This is a genomic window from Microbulbifer maximicatervae (SeqCode), assembly GCF_052467825.1.
The window spans coordinates 3,241,340-3,265,213 of sequence record NZ_CP174327.1 but is presented as its reverse complement, the minus strand read 5'-3'; the positions used below and the strand labels follow the sequence as shown (position 1 = coordinate 3,265,213).

Annotated in this window: 18 protein-coding genes and 1 tRNA gene; 4 read left to right on the top strand and 15 right to left on the bottom strand. The window is 51.3% G+C overall.

Annotated features, from left to right (window positions below):
- Positions 1-268: 268 nt before the first annotated feature.
- On the top strand, positions 269-1,804 hold the full coding sequence (nhaB, locus tag ACJJII_RS14660; protein WP_444913384.1) for a sodium/proton antiporter NhaB: 1,536 nt from the start codon (positions 269-271) through the stop codon (positions 1,802-1,804).
- Positions 1,805-1,920: 116 nt separating this feature from the next.
- Here nhaB and dnaQ read toward each other — a convergent pair whose 3' ends face one another.
- From dnaQ to ACJJII_RS14645, 3 genes are read right to left on the bottom strand one after another with little or no spacing between them, the layout of a single operon-like run.
- A complete protein-coding gene (gene dnaQ / locus ACJJII_RS14655; protein ID WP_444916691.1) occupies positions 1,921-2,646 on the bottom strand; it encodes a DNA polymerase III subunit epsilon in 726 nt (241 codons plus the stop codon).
- Positions 2,647-2,660: 14 nt separating this feature from the next.
- A complete protein-coding gene (rnhA, locus tag ACJJII_RS14650) occupies positions 2,661-3,098 on the bottom strand; it encodes a ribonuclease HI (RefSeq protein WP_413665181.1) in 438 nt (145 codons plus the stop codon).
- Positions 3,099-3,140: 42 nt separating this feature from the next.
- On the bottom strand, positions 3,141-3,929 hold the full coding sequence (locus ACJJII_RS14645) for a class I SAM-dependent methyltransferase (RefSeq protein WP_413665180.1): 789 nt from the start codon (positions 3,927-3,929) through the stop codon (positions 3,141-3,143).
- A gap of 157 nt (positions 3,930-4,086) precedes the next feature.
- On the opposite strand from ACJJII_RS14645, the gene gloB reads away from it, so the two are divergent.
- Both gloB and ACJJII_RS14635 read left to right on the top strand, forming a co-directional pair.
- Positions 4,087-4,866: a hydroxyacylglutathione hydrolase gene (gene gloB / locus ACJJII_RS14640; protein ID WP_444916690.1), complete on the top strand. Its 780-nt coding sequence runs from the start codon at positions 4,087-4,089 to the stop codon at positions 4,864-4,866.
- A gap of 196 nt (positions 4,867-5,062) precedes the next feature.
- Complete coding sequence (locus ACJJII_RS14635; protein ID WP_444916689.1) at positions 5,063-6,625, top strand: LysM peptidoglycan-binding domain-containing protein; 1,563 nt, start codon at positions 5,063-5,065, stop codon at positions 6,623-6,625.
- A 79-nt stretch (positions 6,626-6,704) separates the two neighbouring features.
- Here the strand turns inward: ACJJII_RS14635 and ACJJII_RS14630 are convergent, their stop codons facing one another.
- The 11 genes from ACJJII_RS14630 to ACJJII_RS14580 form a co-directional block, all read right to left on the bottom strand.
- Positions 6,705-8,588: a SurA N-terminal domain-containing protein gene (locus tag ACJJII_RS14630; RefSeq protein ID WP_444916688.1), complete on the bottom strand. Its 1,884-nt coding sequence runs from the start codon at positions 8,586-8,588 to the stop codon at positions 6,705-6,707.
- A gap of 119 nt (positions 8,589-8,707) precedes the next feature.
- Entirely contained in the window at positions 8,708-9,037 is a 330-nt protein-coding gene (gene hbs / locus ACJJII_RS14625) for a non-specific DNA-binding protein Hbs (RefSeq protein WP_255422880.1), read from the bottom strand.
- A gap of 199 nt (positions 9,038-9,236) precedes the next feature.
- The gene (gene lon, locus ACJJII_RS14620; RefSeq protein ID WP_444916687.1) at positions 9,237-11,642 is read right to left on the bottom strand and encodes an endopeptidase La; all 2,406 of its coding nucleotides are present in this window, start codon (positions 11,640-11,642) and stop codon (positions 9,237-9,239) included.
- Between the two features lie 267 nt (positions 11,643-11,909).
- On the bottom strand, positions 11,910-13,196 hold the full coding sequence (gene clpX / locus ACJJII_RS14615) for an ATP-dependent Clp protease ATP-binding subunit ClpX (protein WP_282933429.1): 1,287 nt from the start codon (positions 13,194-13,196) through the stop codon (positions 11,910-11,912).
- A 162-nt stretch (positions 13,197-13,358) separates the two neighbouring features.
- Positions 13,359-14,000, bottom strand: coding sequence for an ATP-dependent Clp endopeptidase proteolytic subunit ClpP (gene clpP, locus ACJJII_RS14610; RefSeq protein WP_282933430.1), 642 nt, complete (start codon positions 13,998-14,000; stop codon positions 13,359-13,361).
- 188 nt (positions 14,001-14,188) lie between these two features.
- Positions 14,189-15,502 (bottom strand): trigger factor, encoded by a 1,314-nt coding sequence (tig, locus tag ACJJII_RS14605; protein ID WP_444905767.1) that lies wholly within the window; start codon positions 15,500-15,502, stop codon positions 14,189-14,191.
- 185 nt (positions 15,503-15,687) lie between these two features.
- Positions 15,688-15,772: transfer RNA gene (locus tag ACJJII_RS14600), tRNA-Leu, on the bottom strand.
- A 182-nt stretch (positions 15,773-15,954) separates the two neighbouring features.
- Positions 15,955-17,130, bottom strand: a complete 1,176-nt coding sequence (fadA, locus tag ACJJII_RS14595; protein WP_444916096.1) for an acetyl-CoA C-acyltransferase FadA — start codon at positions 17,128-17,130, stop codon at positions 15,955-15,957.
- Positions 17,131-17,141: 11 nt separating this feature from the next.
- Positions 17,142-19,298, bottom strand: a complete 2,157-nt coding sequence (fadB, locus tag ACJJII_RS14590) for a fatty acid oxidation complex subunit alpha FadB (RefSeq protein WP_444916686.1) — start codon at positions 19,296-19,298, stop codon at positions 17,142-17,144.
- 299 nt (positions 19,299-19,597) lie between these two features.
- Entirely contained in the window at positions 19,598-20,182 is a 585-nt protein-coding gene (locus ACJJII_RS14585) for a type II toxin-antitoxin system RelB family anti-toxin (protein ID WP_444916095.1), read from the bottom strand.
- Between the two features lie 76 nt (positions 20,183-20,258).
- Positions 20,259-22,115, bottom strand: coding sequence for a beta-ketoacyl synthase (locus tag ACJJII_RS14580; protein WP_444916094.1), 1,857 nt, complete (start codon positions 22,113-22,115; stop codon positions 20,259-20,261).
- A gap of 139 nt (positions 22,116-22,254) precedes the next feature.
- On the opposite strand from ACJJII_RS14580, the gene ACJJII_RS14575 reads away from it, so the two are divergent.
- The gene (locus tag ACJJII_RS14575) at positions 22,255-23,241 is read left to right on the top strand and encodes a GlxA family transcriptional regulator (RefSeq protein ID WP_413665170.1); all 987 of its coding nucleotides are present in this window, start codon (positions 22,255-22,257) and stop codon (positions 23,239-23,241) included.
- Here the strand turns inward: ACJJII_RS14575 and ACJJII_RS14570 are convergent.
- A complete protein-coding gene (locus ACJJII_RS14570; RefSeq protein WP_444916685.1) occupies positions 23,221-23,874 on the bottom strand; it encodes a class I SAM-dependent methyltransferase in 654 nt (217 codons plus the stop codon). The genes ACJJII_RS14575 and ACJJII_RS14570 overlap by 21 nt on opposite strands.

Genomic DNA, 23,874 nt, shown 5'->3' with positions numbered 1-23,874 from the left:
CCACCGAATAATCGACAAATAACCTAGCGGCGGGGCTGAAGCCCCTAAATTACTTGAATTTTCCAGAAAACCCAGTAGCGTTTGCTACTTTCAAGTTAAAAGCTGTACGTTTTTTTGTGTTAAAGAACAAAAACCAATCAATCTGTGCACAATAAACCAGGGGAAGCACGCAGCGATAATTGAGCTCAGGTATCTATTTCGCATACACCGCCGATTCCCAAAGATTCCATTTTGACCCACACCAATGGGTTAACCAAGGAAGTAAATGATGAACACTTACAACAACACCATTGCGGCATCCGGCGGCGGATTTGGTCGCGCCTTTGCCGAAAATTTTCTCGGCGAAGCGCCTGACTGGTACAAATTGACCATAGCCGCCTTTTTGCTTCTCAACCCATTAATACTGTATGTATCGGGGCCTTTTGTAACAGGCTGGGTCCTTATTGGTGAATTCATTTTTACCCTGGCGATGGCCCTGAAGTGTTACCCACTTCAACCCGGCGGACTACTCGCAATTGAAGCCGTATTGATGGGTATGACAAGCACCGATGCCGTCTACCACGAGGTAGTTGAGAATATCGAAGTTATTCTGCTGCTAATGTTTATGGTGGCCGGCATTTACTTCATGAAGAGCCTGCTTCTATTTGTATTCACTAAAATTTTGATTAATGTGAATTCAAAATCTCTGCTGTCACTACTTTTCTGTGCTGTATCTGCAGTACTGTCAGCATTCTTAGATGCCTTGACCGTAACTGCTGTTCTGATTGCGGTTGCCGTAGGCTTTTACTCAGTCTATCACCGGGTCGCCTCCCAGCAGCCACACCACCACAACGACCACGACCACTCCAACGATGAGCATGTCGTGGAGTATCACCGCGAAGACTTGGACCAGTTTCGAGCCTACCTTCGCAGCCTGATCATGCATGGCGCCGTAGGCACTGCTCTCGGTGGTGTTTGCACCTTGGTTGGAGAACCGCAAAACCTACTGATCGCTGAGAAAGCCGGGTGGGAATTTGTACAGTTTTTCCTGCAGATGGCCCCAGTAACCATTCCAACATTCTTTGCCGGCCTAGTTACTTGTTTCTTTTTAGAGAAAATTAAAATGTTTGGCTATGGAGCCCAGCTCCCTAGCGCCGTACGCGAGGTACTGGTTAATTTTTCCAAAGAGGAAGAAAAGAAGCGCACCTCGGCTCAGGTTGCCGAGCTGTGGATTCAGGGCATTGTCGCTGTGGTTCTGGTTTTTGCCCTGGCATTTCATGTTGCCGAAGTCGGTATCATTGGCCTGATGATTATTGTACTTCTGACCTCGTTTAACGGCGTTGTTCAAGAAGCTAGAATCGGCCACGCGTTTGAAGAGGCACTGCCATTTACTGCACTGCTCGTGGTTTTCTTTGCAATTGTTGCAGTGATTCACCAGCAACACCTATTCGAGCCTGTAACCAACTTCGTTCTCGCACAAAAGCCCGAACAGCAGCCAGGATTGCTATTCATGGCAAACGGTATCTTGTCGATGATTAGCGACAATGTTTTTGTGGCAACGGTTTATATTAACGAAGTTAAAGCTGCCCTCACTGCAGGCGACATTACCCGAGAACATTTTGACAAGCTGGCCATTGCCATCAATACCGGAACCAACCTACCCAGCGTTGCCACTCCCAATGGACAAGCTGCATTTTTGTTCCTGCTGACATCGGCCCTGGCACCTCTCATACGCCTATCTTATGGCCGCATGGTGATCATGGCTCTGCCCTACACCATCGTACTGAGTATTGTTGCTTTGATTTGCGTGGTCTACGCGATCTAAAGAGAGCTTGTATTAGAGACTATCTGGATGGGTGGGGATTGATAATTCCCACCCACTCAGAAAAAGAAAAGCACAATAAACATCAAGGTTAAAGAGAACACCTCTTCATTGATGTGCTACCAGAAGTGTTTGCCCGCTGATTTCTCCAGCAAACCTAGCATCGATTGATGCGCTTCAGCTTCCTGTGGCGTAGCACGCGCTACTAGCAGGGGCGCGCGATCTGCCGATAGGCGACGAATGGCTTCACCCGCCACATCATTTTCCGCCTTCTTACCTTCCTCCCCTTCCGAGGAATCACCCTGTGCCAACACCAAATCGGTTTGGCCACCGGTCATCATCAGGTAGACGTCGGCAAGAATCTCCGCATCCAGTAATGCGCCGTGCAAATCCCGCTGGGAGTTATCGACAAAGTAGCGCTTACAAAGGGCGTCCAGATTGTTTTTCTGCCCAGGGTGCTTTTCCCGGGCCATTGTCAGGGTATCCAAAACCCCACAATGCGCATTGACATTGCTCCAGCGCGGATTACCCAGCAGCCTCAGCTCAGCATCAATAAAACCGACATCGAAGGGCGCGTTGTGAATAACCAGCTCTGCACCTTCACAGAAGGTCATAAATTCATCGGCGACCTGAGCGAATACGGGTTTGTCCGCCAGGAATTCATTAGTAATTCCATGGACCTCAATAGCCCCATCTTCCACTTGTCGCTGCGGGTTGATGTACTGGTGATAGTGACGGCCAGTCAACTTCCGGTTAACCAGCTCTACGCAACCAATTTCAATAATACGATGGCCGCTTTTGGGATCGAGACCTGTTGTCTCTGTATCGAGAACCACTTGACGCATATGCAATATTCCCCTCAGGACTCCAGCTCATCGACGCCGCGATTTGCCAACTGATCGGCCCGCTCATTGCCTGGGTGGCCGGCATGACCTTTAACCCAGTGCCACTCCACATCATGCTGGGAGACGCTCTCATCCAACTGCCGCCATAGGTCTGCATTTTTGACAGGCTTCTTACTCGCCGTTTTCCAACCGTTCTTTTTCCAGTTGTTAATCCAGCCGGTAATGCCCTGGCGCAGGTACTGTGAGTCAGTATGTAAATCAACTTTGCACGGCTGTTTAAGAGCCTCCAGAGCTTTGATTGCAGCTAACAATTCCATACGATTATTGGTGGTATGCGCCTCCCCACCAAACAACTCTTTCTCCCGCTCACCGTACACCAACAGGGCACCCCAACCGCCGGGACCAGGATTACCGCGACAAGCGCCATCTGTATAGATAGTAATTTGTTTCAAAACTTACGCCAAAATTAGATATGGGGCCGATTTTCAGCGAAATCAGCGCTTTTGATGCTTCCCGCGTGCTGCAACGCGAGGGCTCGACGGGGTGGCAACCAAAGCGGGCTTTCTCTCGGCCCGCCAATTGATTTTAATAGTGCGAACACGTGCCACTTCTTTGCGGGCGACTATGATGTAAAAGCCCCCCCATGGCAAGTGCAAGCGGGAGCCAAGGCGCTCCATCCAAGCCGTCTTGGAAAGCAATTCCTTTTGCTGTAATGGCAAGCGGAAGAAGCCGCGATCTACCCTCTCAGCCTGCAAGTCCAACAGATTCATCCAGTCGGCAATTCGAGCAGCACGCAGTTGATTTCCGCGCTGGTAAGCCCCCCTGGAAAATAGCAGGCGGGACAAGCCGAGCAAGGAAAACGGGTTAAACCCGATTAGCAGCATATGACCACCGGGTATCAAAACCCTGGCCGCCTCTCTCAATACTTGGTGGGGATGACTGGAAAAGTCCAAAAGGTGATGCAGCAGTACTACATCGATTGAATCGGCGGGGAGGGGCAGTTGCTCGAACTCCACTATCGCAGCCCCGCCCTGCTCAGAAGTTGCCCCCAATCGAAAACGATGATTGATACGGCTGGAGGCGCCAAAGTCAACGGACTGGGTCACACTGGCCTGTAGAAAGTGGTAACCGAAAAAGCCCTCCACTAAGGGTTGGGCCAACGCCAGCTGTTGCGAGAGAATCTCCTCTCCCAGCGAACTGGAAAACCAATGGGATAGCGCTGGGCAGACCTTGCCAAGAGGGGATTGCTCCTCATCATTACCAGGCCTGCTCTTTCCGGTCATCATATCTCCATTGATCAATCTAACAGCTATTCAATTCTACACTCGGGCGATGTTTCCAGGGCCTTACTCTAAGTAAACCAGTCCTCAGGTAACAATTCACACCGTCTCACGCCTTCCATGATATTGTTCTGCTATTCAGCGAAAAGACGATTCGATTATGCTATCCATCACGCCAATCCCCGCCTTTAATGACAACTATATCTGGCACCTGCAAAAAGATGGCCAGCACTGGGTAGTCGACCCTGGTGATGCTGTGCCAGTAGAAAAGGCCCTAGAGGGGACCAGGCTCAGCGGCATTCTCATTACTCATCACCACTATGACCATACCGGTGGCATCGAAACGCTTTGCCACCAGTACCAGTGCCCTGTCTATGGCCCCGAGCACATACCTGGTGTCACTCACCCCATTGCCGGTGGAGATTCCTTACAGGTCCTTGGCATGCCCTTCCAGGTACACGCTGTTCCGGGGCACACTCTAGACCACTTAGCTTTGGTTTTGAATGAAACCACAGCAGCAGGCGGTGAACAATTACACCTTTTTTGTGGTGACACTCTTTTTTCCGCTGGCTGCGGCAGGTTGTTCGAAGGCACTCCAGAGCAGATGTACCATTCTCTGCAAAAGCTCAGTAAATTACCCGCCGCAACTTTTGTTTATCCTGCACACGAGTACACACTCGCCAACCTGAAGTTTGCCCAAGCGGTAGAGCCTAACAATCAAGCCATTGAGGCAAGGGTTGCTCAGTGCAAAGCCTTGAGAGTAGAAAACAAGCCAACTTTGCCTTCAACTATCGCCCTTGAGCTAGACACCAACCCATTTCTTCGCTCCCAGTATCCGGAAGTTAGGCAGACAGCTATCAATTCGAGACCGGAGTTAAATGACGGAAGCGATAACGTAGATATTTTTGCGAGCTTGCGCGGCTGGAAGGACAACTTCTAAACGCCCAACTTCACCTAAACTCCTCTCAGGCTGGGTGATAAACTAGCAATTCGCATACTTTTTAACCGTCAATATTGACCGAAACTAATTTGCCTAATTAGAATCGAAAGTAATTGACCAAATGCCTGGCGCTTTACCAATAATTGTTCTGAAATGCGTCAGGATGAATTACAAGAAAGACTCGCGGATATCACACATGGTTCACAAGAATTTTGCCGTAGCATTACTAGCCGCTACGGTAGGGGCCTGCTCGCAATTACCGGAACAGGCCTCTGCGCCTGAAACTGAAAATATCCCTGCAGAGGAAACCTCTGTCGCGAGTGACCGAGCTGTTAAAAAACACAAACCCTCTGAAGCGGTCCCTCCCCCCGTAGACATCTGGGCAAGACTTCGTCAGGGGTTCGCCCTGGATCACCACACCAGCGACCCCAAGGTTAAGGAATATATTGCTTACTTCGCCCGCAACGAGGGCTATATGGCTCGGGTAACGGAGCGCTCTCGTCGCTATATTTTCCATGTTGCAGAACAGCTGGAACAGGCAAATCTCCCACTTGAATTAGCGCTGCTCCCCATTGTCGAGAGTGCATACGACCCCTTCGCCTACTCCCACGCCCGGGCTTCCGGTATGTGGCAGTTTATCCCGGCCACCGGGCGCTCTTTCGGGCTCGAGCAAAACTGGTGGTATGACGGACGCCGCGATGTCCATGAATCCACCCAGGCTGCGGCAAAGTACTTCAACTACCTACACGATCGCTTTGATGGGGACTGGGAGCTGGCACTCGCTGCTTACAACGCCGGTGAGGGAACGGTTCGCAGAGCCGTAGAGCGCAATCGTCGCAACGGGCTTGGCACCAGTTATTGGGATCTCAAACTGCCGCGGGAAACCAAGCGCTATGTACCCCAGCTGCTGGCTCTGGCGGAGGTTATATCCCGCCCGGACCATTACAAAATCCCACTGCATGATGTCTCCAATGAGCCCTACTACGCCCGTGTCGATGTAGGCAGTCAGATCGATCTGGCCCAAGCTGCGGAACTTGCAGAAATTGAGATAGAAGAGCTGTACCTACTGAACCCAGGCTATAACCGCTGGGCAACCGACCCCAACGGAAACCACCAACTACTGATTCCAATAGAGACCCAGGAAAAGTTTGAGAGCGCCCTGGCACAACTTCCCAAGGAAGAGAGGGTAAGCTGGCAGCGCTACACCATTGCCCGAGGCGACACCCTTTCCACTATCGCTCGACGCTACCAGACCACCGTCGGAGCGATACGCGAAACAAACAAACTACGCAGCAATAATATTCGCGCCGGTAAAACACTGTTAATCCCCAGCGCATCGGGCCCCGCGGGACAGTATGCCTACGCACTCGATCAGCGAGTTAAACGCAAGCAGTCTTCTGGCAAGGGCCAGAAAGTTAATTACACTGTACGCCCTGGCGACAGCCTTTGGGGGATTTCACGCAAGCTGGATGTGACCGTAAAGCAACTGGCCAGCTGGAACAGCATGGCACCGGGAGACACCCTGCGCCCTGGACGCACCCTGGTGGCTTACAACGGCTCCCCCGCAGTATCAGAGAACAACCGCACTACCCGCAAGGTTTCTTACCGGGTACGCAGCGGCGACTCTCTATATCGGATAGCCAATAAATTCAGTATCGAAATCGATGATATTCTCCGCTGGAATAAGATAAACAAGTCCAAGTATTTACAACCCGGACAGCGCTTAACCTTATTTGTGGATAGTGCCAGCAACACTTAAAGCGCACCCTACCCTACAGGGAGTTAGCCATAAAAAAACCCGGCAATTGCCGGGTTTTTTTATGGCTCAATAACAACCGTTACTCGGCAGAAGAGGCCAGATCGATTTTTGCCTGATCGGACAAGTAGCGCTGGATAGCTGCTAACTCTGCCCCACCATTTACAGAGGCCAATTGCTGCATCAGTGCCTGACGCTGCTCTTTGCTCTGCTTGGACAGTTCGCCCGGGCGCACGCTGCGCAGATCGAGAACTACCAGATCACCATTATTTGTAGCGAAGCTGGTCACTTCATCTTTGCCAGCAGATGGTGCAGGCAATGCAAATGCCTTGGCATTAATCTCACCGCGCTGAGCAAAACCACCGCGGCGAGTTTTATCACTGGTCTCCAGGGTTAAACCTTGCGCTTCTGCCAGTTCTGCAAAACTAGTACCAGTAGCGAGCTTCTCTTTAAGCTCTTCCGCTTGCTTAGCCAATTGCTCACTGGCCTTATCACGCTTCAAACGGTCAACAATTTGCTGGCGAACCTCTTCCAGAGGGTAGGTACCCGCGGGCTTAGAGTCGGTGACCCGCAAAACGACAGAGTGCTCATTGTTCAGGTTGATCACATCTGAAGTATTGCCATCTTCCTTCACTTCCACAGAGAAAGCAGCCTCGATAACCTGCCCGTTAGAAAGGACGCCAGATGCGCTCTCGCGCGAAAACAGATTGGCAGTCTTCAGGGGAACACCCAACTCTTCAGCGGGCTCAGCCAGGTTATCCGCGTTGTATGCCAGATCGGCAAGACGGGACAAGGCATCAACAAACTCGCGCTCGGCAACGGACGCACGCAGTCGCTTTTCGATCGCCACTTTTTGCTCTTCGAAGCTCGGCGGTTCACTCTGCTCTACTTCCAACAACTTGATAAAGTGAGTTCCACTATCGGTGGTCACTGGAGCAGAAACCTGACCCACTTCCAGCGCGGCCAAGGCCTGCTCGAATGCCTCTGGGAATACATCACCTGTGGTGTAACCCAACTCACCGCCTCCCTCCGCAGAGCCTACGTCTTGGGAGTAAGTCTTTGCCAACTCGGCGAAATCTTCGCCGGCATCCAGTTTGCTCTGAATCTCAGCAATTTTTTCTGCGTCAGCTTCTTCAAGCAAAATATGTGCAGCTCGACGGCGAAGTTCCGATGCGAAACCTTTCAGCTCTTGCTCGTACTGAGCGCGAACATCGCTTTCAGAAATATCAATGTTACCGGCAAATACTTCAGGAGTTAGCTCAATATACTCAACCGCCACCTGCTCTGGACGCTGGTATTGCCCTTGATTCTCCTGGTAGTACTGTTCTACTTCAGCATCCGAAACCTGAGTCTCTGCTAGCAGGCCTTCAACTGGCATCACCACGTAATCAAAATCACGCTCTTCCATAGAGGCCGCAACAATCTGCTCTGCATCCGCCTGGGTAGTAAAAGCACTTTCAACAACACTGTTTGCGTACTGCTCCAGCGCCATATCATTTTCCATAATCTGGCGGAAGCCTGCAGGGCTATACCCCATACGACGCAAAGCATCGCGGTACATTTGCGGATCAAAACTGCCGTTCACCTGAAAAGCCGGAATTCCCACGATCGCTCTGTCGACCGCCGCAGAGCTCATCACCATACCACTGTCCTGAGCAGCTTGGCGCATCACAGCACTGGAAACCAACTGGCGTAAAACTGGCTCACGCAACTGCTCATCGCTGATTAAATCAGCGGGCACATCTTCGCCGTACTGACTAATGATCATATTGCGGCGATTTTGAATTGCGCGTTGCAAATCCAAGTTTGTAATTTTTTCGCCATTAACCTCGGCTACCGCATCGGCAGCACCTCCACTGGCACCGGTGAAGAAATCAATTCCCCCAATGACCATAATAAAACCGAAAAAGGCTGCGACAATAATCGCGGCTGTCCCTTTCAGGTTGTCACGCATGGACTGAAGCATGCTCAGCTCCGAAAATTAATTGTTTTTAACTACTATCAGATACAAAAAAGGCGTATCCCAACTGACACGCCTCTTTGACATTCAGACTCTTTTACAAAGTCTCAAAGCCTGCTGAAAACTTAGTTTACAGCGTCTTTCAGGGCTTTACCGGCCTTGAAGTTAGGAATTTTTGCCGCAGCGATTTCAATGGGATCGCCAGTGCGAGGATTGCGACCAGTACGAGCTGCACGCTCTTTCACAGCAAAGGTACCAAAGCCAACGAGGGCAACTTGATCACCTTTTTTTAGGGCATCAGTGATGCTATCAACCATTGCGTCCAAAGCACGGCCAGCTGCTGCTTTTGGAATATCTGCAGATGCGGCAATTGCTTCAATCAGTTCGGACTTATTCACGCTTAATCCCTCTGTTCTTTTTAAATATGCTTCGGGTGGTCTACAAAAGACACCCATACTTTAAATTTTTTAGCCTTCGGCAATTTACGCGCCGGGCAATAAGCCCCGTTTTATACCAACTGCCCAGAAGCGGGTCAAGGAACCATGCGGGTTTCCGGGCAGATGCACACTTTTCAAGCAGCGTAGATAGCCTGATTGGCGAAGTTTTGGCCTTGCAAGTTGTAAAGGGGCGACAAAAGTCACCCCTTTACAAGAGTCAGTGAGTTTGGATTCCTCGCTGCGAGCGCTCCTCTGCCTTTTTCTGTAAGGCGGAATACTCTTCATCAGACAGGGATTCAGGCTTGTGTTCGAGCGCCAGCTCAAGTACCTGATCGATCCACTTAACGGGCCTAACTACCAAGTCCTGGAGAATATTATCGGGAATATCCTTCAGGTCTCGCTCGTTATCAGCAGGAATCAGTACAGTTTTTATACCGCCCCGATGCGCTGCCAATAACTTTTCTTTAAGACCACCAATTCTTAAAACTTCTCCACGCAGAGTAATTTCTCCAGTCATCGCCACATCTGAGCGAACGGGAATATCCGTCAGTACAGACACCAAAGCGGTGCACATGGCAATACCCGCCGAAGGGCCATCTTTGGGGGTGGCACCTTCAGGCACGTGGATATGAATATCGCGAGTCTCGTGGAAGTCCGGACCTATTCCCAGTGCCTGGGAGCGCGAACGCACAACCGTCAAGGCCGCCTGGATAGACTCCTGCATAACATCGCCAAGGGAGCCGGTTTTGATCATGCGCCCTTTGCCCGGCACAGCTGAAGCCTCAATGTTAAGAAGCTCACCACCCACCTCGGTCCAGGCGAGACCGGTAACAATTCCGATTTTGTCCTCTTCTTCTGCGCGGCCAAAATCAAACTTGCGAACACCGAGAAGCTCTTCAAGTTGCTCTGGCTGTATTACAGCCTTCTTCTCTGAAGGATTGCGAACGTGCTCCGTTACTACCTTGCGGCAGATCTTGGCAATCTCCCGGTCCAGGCCACGCACACCTGCTTCACGGGTGTAGTAGCGGACAATATCTCGGATACTGTCATCAGAGAGATCCAGCTCATCATCTTTAAGGCCGTTGGCCTTGCGCTGCTTCGGCACAAGATAACGCTGAGCAATATTCAGTTTTTCGTCCTCGGTATAACCGGGGATTCGAATAACTTCCATACGATCCAGCAACGGGCCTGGAATATTCATTGAGTTAGAGGTGCAGACAAACATCACATCGGAAAGGTCGTAATCCACTTCCAAGTAGTGATCATTGAAGGTTTTATTCTGCTCCGGATCCAAAACCTCAAGAAGCGCTGAGGCGGGATCGCCGCGCTGATCCATCCCCATTTTGTCGACTTCGTCGAGCAGGAACAGGGGATTCTTCACTCCAACTTTCGAAATTTTCTGAATCAGCTTGCCCGGCAATGAGCCAATATAAGTGCGTCGATGCCCGCGAATCTCAGCTTCATCACGAACGCCGCCCAGGGCCATACGCACATACTGACGATTTGTTGCTCGGGCGATAGATTGACCGAGGGAGGTTTTACCCACCCCGGGAGGCCCAACCAAGCACAAGATCGGCCCTTTCACTTTCTTCACTCGCTTCTGTACTGCGAGGTATTCCAGAATCCGCTCTTTAACCTCTTCCAAGCCGTAGTGTTCTTTCTCGAGAATTTCCTCGGCTTTAACCAAATCGTGTCTCACCCGGCTGGCTTTTTTCCAGGGCAGGCTCAACATCCAGTCGATATAACTGCGTAAAACCGAAGCTTCCGCAGACATAGGCGACATCATTTTCAATTTAGCCAGCTCAGCGCGGGTTTTCTTCTCTGCCTCCGCACTCATGCCGGATTCGGCAATTTTGTTTTCCAGCTCTTCAATTTCATTGGGCTCTTCGGTGATCTCGCCCAATTCTTTTTGAATCGCCTTCATCTGCTCATTGAGATAGTACTCGCGTTGGCTTTTCTCCATCTGCTTTTTCACACGCCCACGAATGCGTTTTTCCACCTGGATCAGGTCGATTTCAGCATCCATAAGGCCCAGCAAATGCTCCAAACGCTCTTTAACACTGAGAGTCTCCAGAAGCTCTTGCTTCTGAGCCAACTCAAGGGACATATGCGCAGAAATGGTATCTGCCAAGCGGCCAGGTTCATCAATTCCCGACAGAGAGGTAATAACCTCATTGGGGACTTTCTTACTTACAGAAACGTACTGTTCAAACTGAGACATCACAGAGCGCACAAGGGCATCTGCTTCGCCTTCCGGCAACTCCTGCGTTTCCATCGGCGAAACGGTCGCCTCGAAATGGTTCTCCCTCTCCATCACTTCGTGGATATTTACGCGCTCCCCCCCTTCTACCAGCACCTTCACAGTGCCATCGGGGAGTTTGAGTAACTGCAAGACACTGGCAATAGTGCCCACGCGATAGATATCGTCTGCACCTGGGTCATCCTCAGATGCCCTTCGCTGCGCCACAAGCAATACCTGCTTATCCCTGCGCATGGCCTCTTCCAGGGCCTCTATGGACTTTTCCCTGCCGACAAAAAGCGGGATCACCATATGGGGGTAAACAACAACATCGCGCAATGGCAACAACGGATATTCAAGTGTGGTGTCGGATGACTGATCCATAGAACTCCTCTCGGCCCTATCACTGGGTATTTGGCGCGGCATCATGCTGCTGTTGGAATTGACAGCTTAACCTGGGCCACCGCCCTTCAGATGCTAGTAATGGGGGGGAAGGGCCCGAAATACAAGTCTAATCTCGCGACCAATTTGTGCCGAGCTAAGAGTGCTATTCGAGCCAGGAATACCCAGACAGGTAGTTAGATACCCGGGTAATCAGAAAAAATTATAAAAAAAGCCCCAATATTGGGGCTTTTTGAGGTGGGATTTGAGCTACTCTTCCGGCGCCGCCTTCTGCGGCTGGGACTCACTCTCATAAACCAGCAGCGGGGCTGATTCGCCTTTAATGACCGCCTCGTCAATCACAACTTTCACCACATTATCTGTGGACGGGATGTCATACATGGTCTCCAACAATACAGACTCCATGATAGAGCGCAGGCCACGGGCGCCTGTTTTCCGTTCCATTGCCTTGGTGGCAACTGCATCCAACGCATCGGGGCGGAAATCCAGTTCTACATCTTCCATCTCAAACAGTTTTGCGTACTGTTTGGTCAAAGCGTTGCGTGGCTCGGTGAGAATCTGCACCAGAGCCTCACGGTCCAACTCTTCCAAAGTTGCGGTCACCGGTAGGCGTCCAACAAACTCCGGGATCAGTCCGTAACGAACCAGATCTTCAGGCTCCAGGTCGCGCAGGATCTCACCAAAATTACTGGTGCCATCCTTCGATTTAACCTCGGCACTGAAACCAATTCCACCCTTCTCCGAGCGATCGCGGATAACCTTATCCAGCCCCGCAAAAGCGCCGCCACAAATAAACAGGATATTGGAGGTGTCGACCTGCAAGAATTCCTGCTGCGGATGCTTGCGTCCACCCTGCGGCGGCACAGACGCCACAGTGCCTTCAATCAACTTCAGTAGTGCTTGCTGCACACCTTCACCGGACACATCACGGGTAATTGAAGGGTTGTCTGACTTGCGCGAAATTTTGTCGATCTCATCGATATAGACGATACCCTGCTGGGCTTTTTCTACATCGTAATCACACTTCTGCAAAAGCTTCTGGATGATATTCTCAACATCCTCACCCACATAACCAGCTTCGGTCAGGGTGGTTGCATCGGCAATAGTGAAAGGAACATTGAGCAGGCGAGCCAGGGTCTCGGCAAGAAGGGTTTTACCACTACCGGTTGGGCCTACCAGCAAAATATTAGACTTGCTGAGCTCTACTTCATCCTTACTTTTAACACCAGACTTGGTGCGCAGACGCTTGTAGTGATTGTATACGGCGACAGCCAGCACACGCTTGGCTCTCTCCTGCCCAATCACATACTGATCGAGGATTTCAGTAATCTCACGGGGTGTCGGCAGGCGCCCTTCAGGCCCCTCCGCAGTCTCTTGTACTTCTTCACGAATAATGTCGGTACACAGCTCGACACATTCATCGCAGATAAAGACTGACGGCCCAGCGATTAACTTCCGCACTTCCTGTTGGCTTTTGCCACAGAAAGAGCAGTACAGCAATTTTCCGCTGTCTTCTCCGCTGCTTTTGTCGGTCATCAAAATACTCCGTCGTCACTGGCCGGCCAGGGCCCTAAATTCAGCTTACCCAGCAAGATGCTGCCTTTTGGCGTGATTTTCAAGTCCCAACGAAAGCCAGCCTGTCAAAAAAACCAACTTTCGCTGAAATCCGCCTCCGGCAAACTTTTAATGTAGAAAAATCTACTTATCGAATGCCTGTCGGCGAGACAATACATCATCGACCAAGCCATATTCCTTGGCTTCATCGGCGCTCATAAAGTTGTCGCGCTCTGTATCCCTCTCAATATCACTGACTGGACGTCCAGAGTGATGCGCCATGAGCTCATTCAAACGATGACGAATCTTGAGAATTTCCTGGGCGTGAATGTGGATATCGCTCGCCTGCCCTTGGGCCCCACCGCTGGGCTGGTGAATCATCACACGGGAGTTTGGTGTTACGAAGCGTTTGCCTTCAGCACCGGCAGTCAACAAGAAGGCGCCCATACTACAGGCCTGCCCAATGCACATAGTGCTGACATCAGGCTTAATGAACTGCATGGTGTCATAGATAGACATGCCGGCAGTTACCGAGCCGCCCGGTGAATTAATGTAGAGGTGAATATCCTTATCCGGATTTTCTGCCTCGAGGAAAAGCAGCTGCGCAACAACCAGATTGGCCATGTGGTCTTCTACAGGCCCGACCAGGAAGATCACACGCTCTTTTAACAGGCGAGAATAAATATCAAATGAGCGCTCCCCTCTGGCGGTTTGTTCTACCACCATGGGAACTAAACCTGATGCTGAGGGCTCTATCGAAGCTTTTGGAAAATCAATTCGTGCCATAGGTACCATTGCTTCCTTTTGTGGCGTATTCGGCAGGCCAGCGAATAGGCATCGTATGCCCATGCTGAAAAATTTGGTTTTCAGAGCTTAACCGGTCAGGCGAGAGAAAGCCAGCCGGTAAAAAGGAAGGAGATGTAGGGGCGTCACGCTTGAGCGGACGCCACCTTACACCTGAATGAAGTGAGAGATTAGCCTTGTTTTTGCGGCTTAATCACTTCGTCGTAGCTGCTGTCAACTTCAGATACTTTAGCTGAAGCCAGTACGTGATCAACAACCTGGTCTTCCAGTACAACAGACTCAACACCAGACAGCAGCTCACGGTTGCTGTAGTAATAGTCAACCACTTCTTGCGGCTGCTGGTAGGTAGAAGCCAGCTCTTCAACTTTCGCCTTTACGCGATCGGCATCAACAGAAAGTTCATTCTGCTTAACAATCTCACCGACTACCAGACCGAGAACTACACGGCGTTTTGCCTGCTCTTCGAACATAGTATCAGGCAACATGCGCTCGGCATCTTCAGCCTTGATCTGACCACCAAACTGCTGAACCATTTGACCACGCAGGGTAGTTACTTCACTGGCAACCAGAGCGGACGGCAGCTCAACTGGATGCTTCTCGAACAGCTGATCCATGATCTGGGTCTTAACTTTGTTCAGAGCGGCATTTTTCAGCTCACGCTGCATGTTGTTGCGAACTTCCTCACGGAACTTCTCTTCGCCACCTTCCTGAACACCGTAAGCTTTGAAGAACTCTTCGTTCAGCTCGGGAAGTTCAGGCTTCTCGGAAGAAGTCACCTTGATATTAAAGGTAACAGCAGCACCGCGAAGCTCTTCTGCCTGGTAATCTTCCGGGAAGGTCAGATCAATGTCTTTCTCTTCACCGGGCTTCATGCCCAGAATGCCTTCTTCGAAGCCAGGGATCATCTGGCCGGAACCCAGTACCAACTGGTGACCTTCGGCCTTGCCACCTTCAAACTCTTCGCCGTCTTTGCGACCAACAAAGTTGATAACAACACGATCGCCCTTTTGAGCTTTGCGCTTGGTATCTTTCCAGGAAGACTGTTGCTTACGCAGAACATCGATCATGTTCTTCACGTCAGCATCAGTAACTTCTGCAACAGGACGCTCTACAGCGATCTCAGCCAGATCAGCGAGTTCAACTTCAGGGTAAACCTCGAAAGTAGCAACGTACTCCAGGTTTTCGCCAGCAGCAGTCTGCTTAGCTTCGATGCTAGGCTGGCCGGCAGGTTTAACCTCTTCCTTCTGTACCGCTTCGTAGAAAGAACGGCTCATTACCTCACCCAGAACTTCCTGACGAACGCCGGCACCAAAGCGCTGACGAACAACCTTCATCGGCACCTTGCCTTTGCGGAAGCCATTGATGCGAACAGTCTTAGCAGCCTGCTGGAGGCGCTTATCCACTTCTTTGTCGACAATTTCTGCCGGCAAGTTGACCGTTAAACGACGCTCCAGACCGGAAGTAGTTTCGATGGAAACCTGCATGTTTATCCTCGTGAGACTATCTCTGTAATCGCGCCGCAGCGCCAACGAATACCGGGTCACCGAGACTTAGTCAGTAACCTCGTAGGCCCAGCACCAAAACAATACTTTTGTGCTGCCGCCAAATACACAAGAAGCCCGCACCTACCCCTCCAGGGCAAGTCACACGGACTTCAAGGCTTTTAATTTGGTGGGGACGGGGAGACTCGAACTCCCACACCTTTCGGCACCAGAACCTAAATCTGGCGTGTCTACCAATTTCACCACGTCCCCAAATCGAACCTGCCGCTAACTCTTTGATATTTAAGCGCTTTCGCTACTTTTTTAGAGCCCATCGCGACAAGGGGTGCAGATTGTGCCACAGCATTTTGGGGTCTTCAACACTTTACTGAACACTTTTCTCATAAAATAAAAAAAGGCGCCTCAAAGGCGCCTTTTTTCGGGGTCTAATTTCCTTAGACTCGCTCTACAACAGTGGTAATACCCTGCCCCAGACCGATACACATGGTAGACACACCCAGGTTGCCGCCCTCATTCTGCATAACGCTCAGCAGGGTGCCAGTAATGCGCACGCCAGAGCAGCCGAAGGGGTGACCCAGGGCAATAGCGCCACCGTACAGGTTGACCTTCTCATCCATCTGCTCGAGCAGATCCAGGTCTTTCAGCACCGGCAGCGCCTGCGCCGCAAATGCCTCATTCAGCTCAAACTTGTCGATATCGCCAACAGTTAGACCCGCTCTCTTGAGCGCCTTCTTGGTAGAGGGCACCGGGCCATAACCCATAATGGACGGATCAACACCAGCCAGCGCCATTTCTTTCACGCGAGCAATAGGAGTCATACCCAAAGCCTGAGCGCGCTCAGCGGACATTACCAGCATCACAGAGGCACCGTCGGTGATCTGAGAGGAGGTGCCGGCTGTTACCTGACCGTGCTTCGGATCGAATGCTGGCTTCAGCTGAGCCAGACCTTCCACGGTGGTGTCCGGACGGATGGTTTGGTCCGCCTCAACCAGGAAAGGTACGCCGTCATCGTCATGACCTTCAATAGCGATAATTTCGCGATTGAATTTGCCAGCCTTGGTAGCTTCAGCGGCGCGATGGTGAGAGCGTGCACCGAACTCATCCATCTGCTGACGCTGGATACCGTGCATCATCGCCAGGTATTCAGCAGTCATACCCATGGAGCCGGCAGCTTTAGCCATATAGCGACCCAGCATTGGGTTGGGGCTAACATGCTCCATCATGTTCAGGTGACCCATGTGCTCAACACCACCCACAACGTACACATCGCCAACGCCAGCCTGGATGTTGGCAGCTGCAGTATGCAGGGAGGACATAGAGGAGCCGCACAGGCGGTTGACGGTTTGCGCCGGGATAGTGTGTGGCAGACCAGCGCGCAGCAGAATAAAGCGAGCTACGTTAAAGCCCTGCTCATCGCGCTGCATAACACAGCCCCAGATCAGGTCATCGATCTCGGCGGGATCGAGCTTGTCATTGCGCTGCATGAACTTTTTCAGCAGCTCAGCGGACATATCATCGGCGCGAACATGGCGATATACGCCATTCTTCGAGCGACCCATGGCCGTACGCGCGTAGTCGACGATTACGGCATCTCTAGGATTTAAACTCATCGCTATTCTCCTTACTTGTCGCCGTAGTAGGTTTTGCCACTTGCGGCCATTTCACGCATGCGATCGGTCGGCTTGTACAGCTCACCCAGATCGGCGTACTTATCGGCAATCTTCACGAATTCATCCAGACCAATGCTGTCCAGCCACGCGAAGATTCCACCGCGGAACGGAGGGAAGCCAATGCCGTAGATCAGCGCCATATCAGCTTCAGCTGGGGAATCCACGATACCCTCTTCCAGGCAGCGAGCCAGTTCGGTTGCCATAGGCACCATCATGCGCTCGATAATTTCGTCTCTTTCAAACTCGCGACGTTCAGCAACGTGCGGCTTAAGCAGCTCGTAGGACTCTTCGGTAGCCACTTTCTTCGGGCGACCTTTTTTGTCCTGCTCGTAGTTGTAGAAGCCTTTGTTGTTCTTCTGGCCGTAACGACCCGCTTCATACATAACGTCGGAAGCAGCGGTAAAGGTTTTACCCATGCGATCGGGGAAGCCTTCAGCCATTACGCTTTCTGCGTGAACACCGGTATCGATACCGACAACGTCCATCAGGTAAGCGGGGCCCATCGGCCAACCCCAACGCTCCATCACCTTATCAACGGCCTGGAAGTCAGCGCCATCGCGCACCAGCATGGAGAAACCGGCAAAGTAAGGGAAGAGAACGCGGTTAACCAGGAATCCAGGACAGTCGCGTACAACAATAGCTTTCTTGCCCATCTTATTTGCGTAGGCAACAACGCGAGCTACAGCTGTGTCGGAAGTTTTCTCTCCGCGAATCACCTCAACCAGCGGCATTTTGTGCACTGGGTTGAAGAAGTGCATACCGAGGAAGTTCTCCGGACGAGAGAGCGGCTCAGCCAGCTGGTTAATAGAAATAGTGGAGGTGTTAGAAGCGATTACAGTGTCTTCGCTTACTTTGGCTTCCACTTCTTTCAATACTGCATGCTTCACCTTGGGATTTTCAACCACCGCTTCCACAACAACATCGATATCGTTGAAGCCGTCGTAGCTCAAGGTAGGCTCGATACGGTTGAGCACTTCACCCATTTTAACGGGGGTCAGGCGCTTGCGATCAACCAACTTGGACAGCAGCTTGTTCGCCTCATTCAGACCAAGATCGATACCCTTCTGGTCGATATCCTTCATCTTGATCGGAGTGCCTTTGTAGGCAGACTGGTAAGCGATACCGCCACCCATAATGCCAGCACCCAATACTGCCGCACGCTCAATCGGCTTATCGGCTTTCTTCTCCCAACCTTTGGCAACTTTACCAATTGCCTGGTCAGCCAGGAACAGCCCTACCAGAGACTTCGCAGTGCCGGTCTGCGCGCAGAAAATGAACTTCTCCTGTTCAATTTTCAGCGCTTCATCACGGGTCAACTTGTAACCCTGCTCGATTGACTCAACCGCAGCTACGGGAGAGGGGTAGTTTTTACCCGCCTGCTGACCCACAAATGCCTTGGTGGTAAAGAAGGCCATTAGCGCCTCAGTATCATTCAAGGGGATTGGAGATTTCTTCAGCTCGCGAATGGCTTTGTAGTCCAGCTCGCCATTAATAGCGCGCTCAAGCAGCTTGACCGCTGCATCTTTGAGCTTGGCAGTGGGGATCACCGCATCGACAGCGTGAGCTTCCAGAGCGGCGGCAGGCTTCTGCTCTTTACCCGCTGCAATCCACTCAGCAGCAACATCAACACCCACTACACGCGGCAGGCGAACAGTGCCACCCCAGCCCGGAATCAGACCCAGCTTAACTTCCGGAAGGCCAACTTTGGCCTCTTCGCCCATCAGGCGGAAGTCACAGCCAAGACACACCTCAAAACCACCGCCAAGCGCGTAGCCATTAATTGCTACCGCAGTCGGTACCGGAAGGTCTTCCAGGCGGTTGATATTTTCGTTGTTCTGATTCATCAGATCAGCAACGCCCTCTGCACCTGCAGAGAAGGCACCACCAAACTCAGTGATATCAGCACCAACAATGAAGACGCCTTTACCGCTGGTCAGCAGTACACCTTTTACACCATCCGCTGCTTCGATAGCATCCAGCGCTTGGGAGAATTCAGAAACCGTCTGACGGTTAAATTTATTGACGGATTCGCCTTGCAGGTCGAATTTGAGCTCGGCGATGCCGTTGTCCAGCATCTGTACCGTGAGCGCTTTGCCACTAAATAACATTGATTGACCTCTTTTATTCTGGGCCGCGATCCTGGGCCCGGGGTCGGAATTTTTGTGCAACCAAGGGCCGCCCCGCACAGCGCGGTGACACTTAGGCCCAATTTGGTCAGCCGTAGTATAGCCAGATTCAAACGATTGTTTGAATACTATTTCTTACAAATGGAGTGGCACCAGGAGTGCCAAAGTACAGAAATTCGCCAGTTTGCGAACGGAATGAAATTAAAGCAGGGCTAGTCTATCTCGGATCGTGCCGCCTTATCAGCCACTTGGCACGAACTCCCTCTTTTCTAAACCACCTTTCAGGAATTGGGCTCTTGAAGGTCGGGATGCCCATAAGCCGGCATCATTGCGCTGACAACTACACAGTCACAGCGACCTATATTTCGAAAGCGGTGCGGACGCTGAGCATCAAAATAATACCCATCACCGGTACTCAGCAGCGCAAAATCGGAGCCAACCGTAACCTCCAGGTCACCACTGACAACCACTCCACCAATCTCCCCCTCAGTAGACTCGAGAGAAAAGCCGGTATCATCCCCAGCCGGAAATACTTTCCACAATAGCGACATGCCGCAGTTTGCCTTTGCCCCTCCAAACAAACGGCAGGACACAGAGCCATGACCGATCTCAGGCACTTCATTTCCGCGAAAAAAAATTTGCTTTGCGCCCGATATTTCCAAGGAAAAAAAATCGGTTAGCGACATAGGAATGGCGCCCAATATTTTTTTTAAGGAGCTTACGGAAGGGCTAACCTTTCCCAATTCAATAAAAGAAATTGTTGCGTTGGTTACCCCAGCCCGTCTCGCCAACTCCCTCTGTGAGATACCGTAAATGTGGCGCACCATTTTCAAGCGGGCGCCAACATCCTCTTCAGGATCATCCATGCTCCCCATTAGCTCCTTTTGTGCAATCTCCCCTCAGGTAAAAATCACCGTAATTGAGGTATTATGTAAAAGCCAATCACACCATATCTTCAAAGGGATTTCCATTTGGCAACTTCACCGGCGGCATTCCGGGTAAACAAATTTCTTCTTCTGAGATAGTGATCTCACTTTCATTGATCATGCCCTCACCAAATCGATAAATAACATCAAGCTCACCACGAGAAGCCTTGGTGTTGTACTTTTCGCTCTGCTCTACAACCTTCTCGTTCAACGCTTGAGACGTCACAATGGCCGATTTGCCATGACGCTTTTCCATCATTGATTTTGTGATCTGCGGGGACAAAATTGTTGCCGTCGCATTATTTCCGCCAAAACCTTTCGAGTTTAAGAACGCTAAATCAAGCGCACCCCTACCCCTATCGGTATGCTCAAGGGAAATATCCAGATGCTTACAATGAACATCATCGGCGATGTGATCAACGGTGGTTACTCCCGGGAGTATGCCGCGATCAAATACACCTAACGCTGTAACTAACTGATCTCCACTGGCTGAAGCAACGGTATGCCCCAAAAAGGCCTTGACCGCACAAATCGGCCACTCGGCAATACCAAATGCGCCGGCCAAACGATCAAAAATGGCGGACTCAGTAACCCGATTTTGCGGCGTGCTGGAGCCATGGGCTTGCACAAAGCTGCGACGCCGCAAACTATCCTCACCCACAATTGCCCGCGCCTCCGCCATTGCCCTGGCCATCGTCAGGTAATTCCCGGGACCCGGCGCAGAAATCGATTTTTTTGTACCGTCGGCATTGGTAAACACACCAGCAACCGAACCATATACGGAAGCACCCAACTCAAGCGCCAGAGCATCATCCATTAAGATGACCCACTGGGTACCCTCACCCAAGGTAAAACCACAGTTCTCACCGAACGGGCGACTGGTGCGTCGATAATCAATTTCACCAGGGAAAAGCTTGCGTAAATTCTCGGTAGTGGCAAGAGCACCCATCGTTGAATAGCCATCGACAACTTCAGGCACAAGGGGCGCCTCAGCCGCACCAATTACAGCGACCCGCGCCCTACCCGAGCGAATATCTTCAACGCCAGCGCGAAGGTTGTACAGGAAGGTTGCGCAAGCACCGGCAACAGCGCCAGTAGAACCGACATTTCCGAGCACATAAGCGTTAACAAAATCCGCTGGCATACTATTTAGACCAAGCGCTAACTGTTTAGAGCTTACGCGACCACCTCGCAGGCGGGACTGCAATAGACCACCGTTGCCAAATGGGTCCAGTTGACTCATTGCCGAGGCGGCATAGAGTGAAATATTTCCCGGCCCAGCCGCAGATACAACGGTATCCCAATCAACCCCCAAAGACTGCACAGCATCTGATGCGCCCAAGAGGGCCAACTGCAGTCCCCTCGGGTGAAATCGAGAGTTATATTTAGTGCCCGGTTCAAATCCAGTTGGGAGCTGGCCGGCAGCAGCCACACTTATCTCACGGTGGCTATCCAACAAAACTGACAGCTCAGCTGTGGTGACCCGAACCCTGCCGCCCTGGATATGCTCCAAGTGCCAATGAGCTGGCACAGGCTGCGGAAGCTGCCGGGTGGAAATTTCAAATGTCAGGCCCTGGGGGTTTGCGAGCTGGGCAGACTGATGGAAATGGCACTTGCGGTAGTCGTAATAGCGACTCTCTAGTTCGCGTACCAAAGTACCATCCAACACCTGCTGCTCAAGGGCAGGGTCCAAAATGCCTTCAGCGTTGTCTCCGGTACGCAAACCCATCAGGGCAGCCAGGTCGGAAAGAGTGCTATCCCTCTCTTCCTTACCCAGTTTATCTAGCACGAGGCGAGAGTACCCCCTATGGAAAGAACTACGTCCAGCAGGGTTGAATCCACCGAATGCGGTGATTACGGGAAGGCGCTGCATCCTGACCTCCAGCCAAGCACTTAACACTATAAAAATAAGAGATGCGAGTGTAGGGGGTGGCGATTCTGTCCAGTTATGGGCATACTGGCCAGCAAAATTGAGTGTTTTGGCCAATAGCGCAAGTGCGCATAGATGTGTAATGCGAACAGTAACTTTTCTACTTATCGACCAGATGCTGGCAACCGGTACCGTTCTCCCACTTGAGATGCTCCGCGGTGCGGAGAGTCGCGCCAGGGTTGAGGGCATCAAGGGCAGCCTAAAACTGGTGACCGCCAGTTTGGATGGGGCACCAGTAAATACCCGCTGCGGGTTTACCCTTCAACCGGACGTCGCTCTTAGCGATGCACCAGATAGCGACCTAATCTACATCCCGACCATGTGGCGCAACCCTCGCCCCGCCCTTAAACGAGGCGGAAAAATATTGGAATGGCTGCGCCAACAGGAAAAACAAGGAGCTGCAATTAGTGCTGTGGGTACCGGAGTTTGCTTTTTGGCCGAAGCGGGCCTCCTTAACGGAAAACCTGCAACCACCCACTGGCATTATTTTGATCAATTTAGCTCAGACTATCCAGAGGTAAAATTAAAACGTCAGTATTTTATTACCCAGGCAGACAAACTTTTCTGCGCGGCCAGCGTCAATGCCCTCGCTGACGTAACGGTTCATATGATCCGCCAACTGTATGGACCGGCCATTGCTAGTCATGTAGAGCGCAATTTCTCTCACGAAATTCGCCGCCCATTTGAAGAGATAGCCTACTCAGAAGGATCTGTTCACCTACACCCAGACGAAGATATAGTTCAAGCCCAGGCCTGGCTCAAAGAACATTGCAATACCGAGGTACGCCTTAGCGAAGTGGCGCAACTTTTCGATATGAGCGTGCGATCGTTCAATCGCCGATTCAAACTTGCTACAGGACAGACACCACTGCAGTATTTGCAAAATGTCAGGGTTGACATGGCGCGCGAACTTTTACAATCAAGCAATTTATCGGTCAATGAAATTGCTGAAAAAGTTGGTTACCAGGATATGGGGCATTTCACAGCGCTATTTAAAAAATTCCTGGCAACAACTCCAAGTGAATACCGCACCACGGTGCGAGCCAAGCTATTCAGGGTCAATACTTAATTTTCTTAGAAAAATAACATCGCTGTGAACAAACTGGAGCTCGGCACCGAGTGACCGAGCCAACCATTCAAATGTCTTCACGCTAAAGAAGCAAATATGTGTAGGGTCTCTGATGTAGTGCCAATTGGCGAAGCGCTCTGCAGAAATAACCAGTTTCGTCATCAGGGCCATAACCCCTCCCGTGCGAAGCCTTTGCCAAAGGTTTTCAAGCTCCTCTCCCGGCCTCACAAGATGCTCTATCACTTCTGTAGCAACAATAAAGTCGTAGCTCCTATGCAACGCCTTTCTGGCCGGCATGTAAAAGTGATCATACAGGTCCACCCGGTGTCCACTCTCCGCCAAAATTCTGGCCAATAAAGGCGCCGGACCACAACCAAAGTCCAGGCCATGGCAGGCTCCACTCAACTCTTTCAGTAACGGCTGCGCGCAACGACTGAGAAATTGATGGTAACCATCATCCTCCATCGAATTCTCATGGAGGTCGTAATAAGCTCTCTCTTTTTCAGGTGTCAGATGGTATTGCGGCGGCACAAAAACGAGCGCGCAGTTATCACACTGATGATAACTGCGGAATTTATCCTGATGGTAAAGCTGTACCGCACTTTGGCGGCACAGCGGGCAATGAAGTGACAA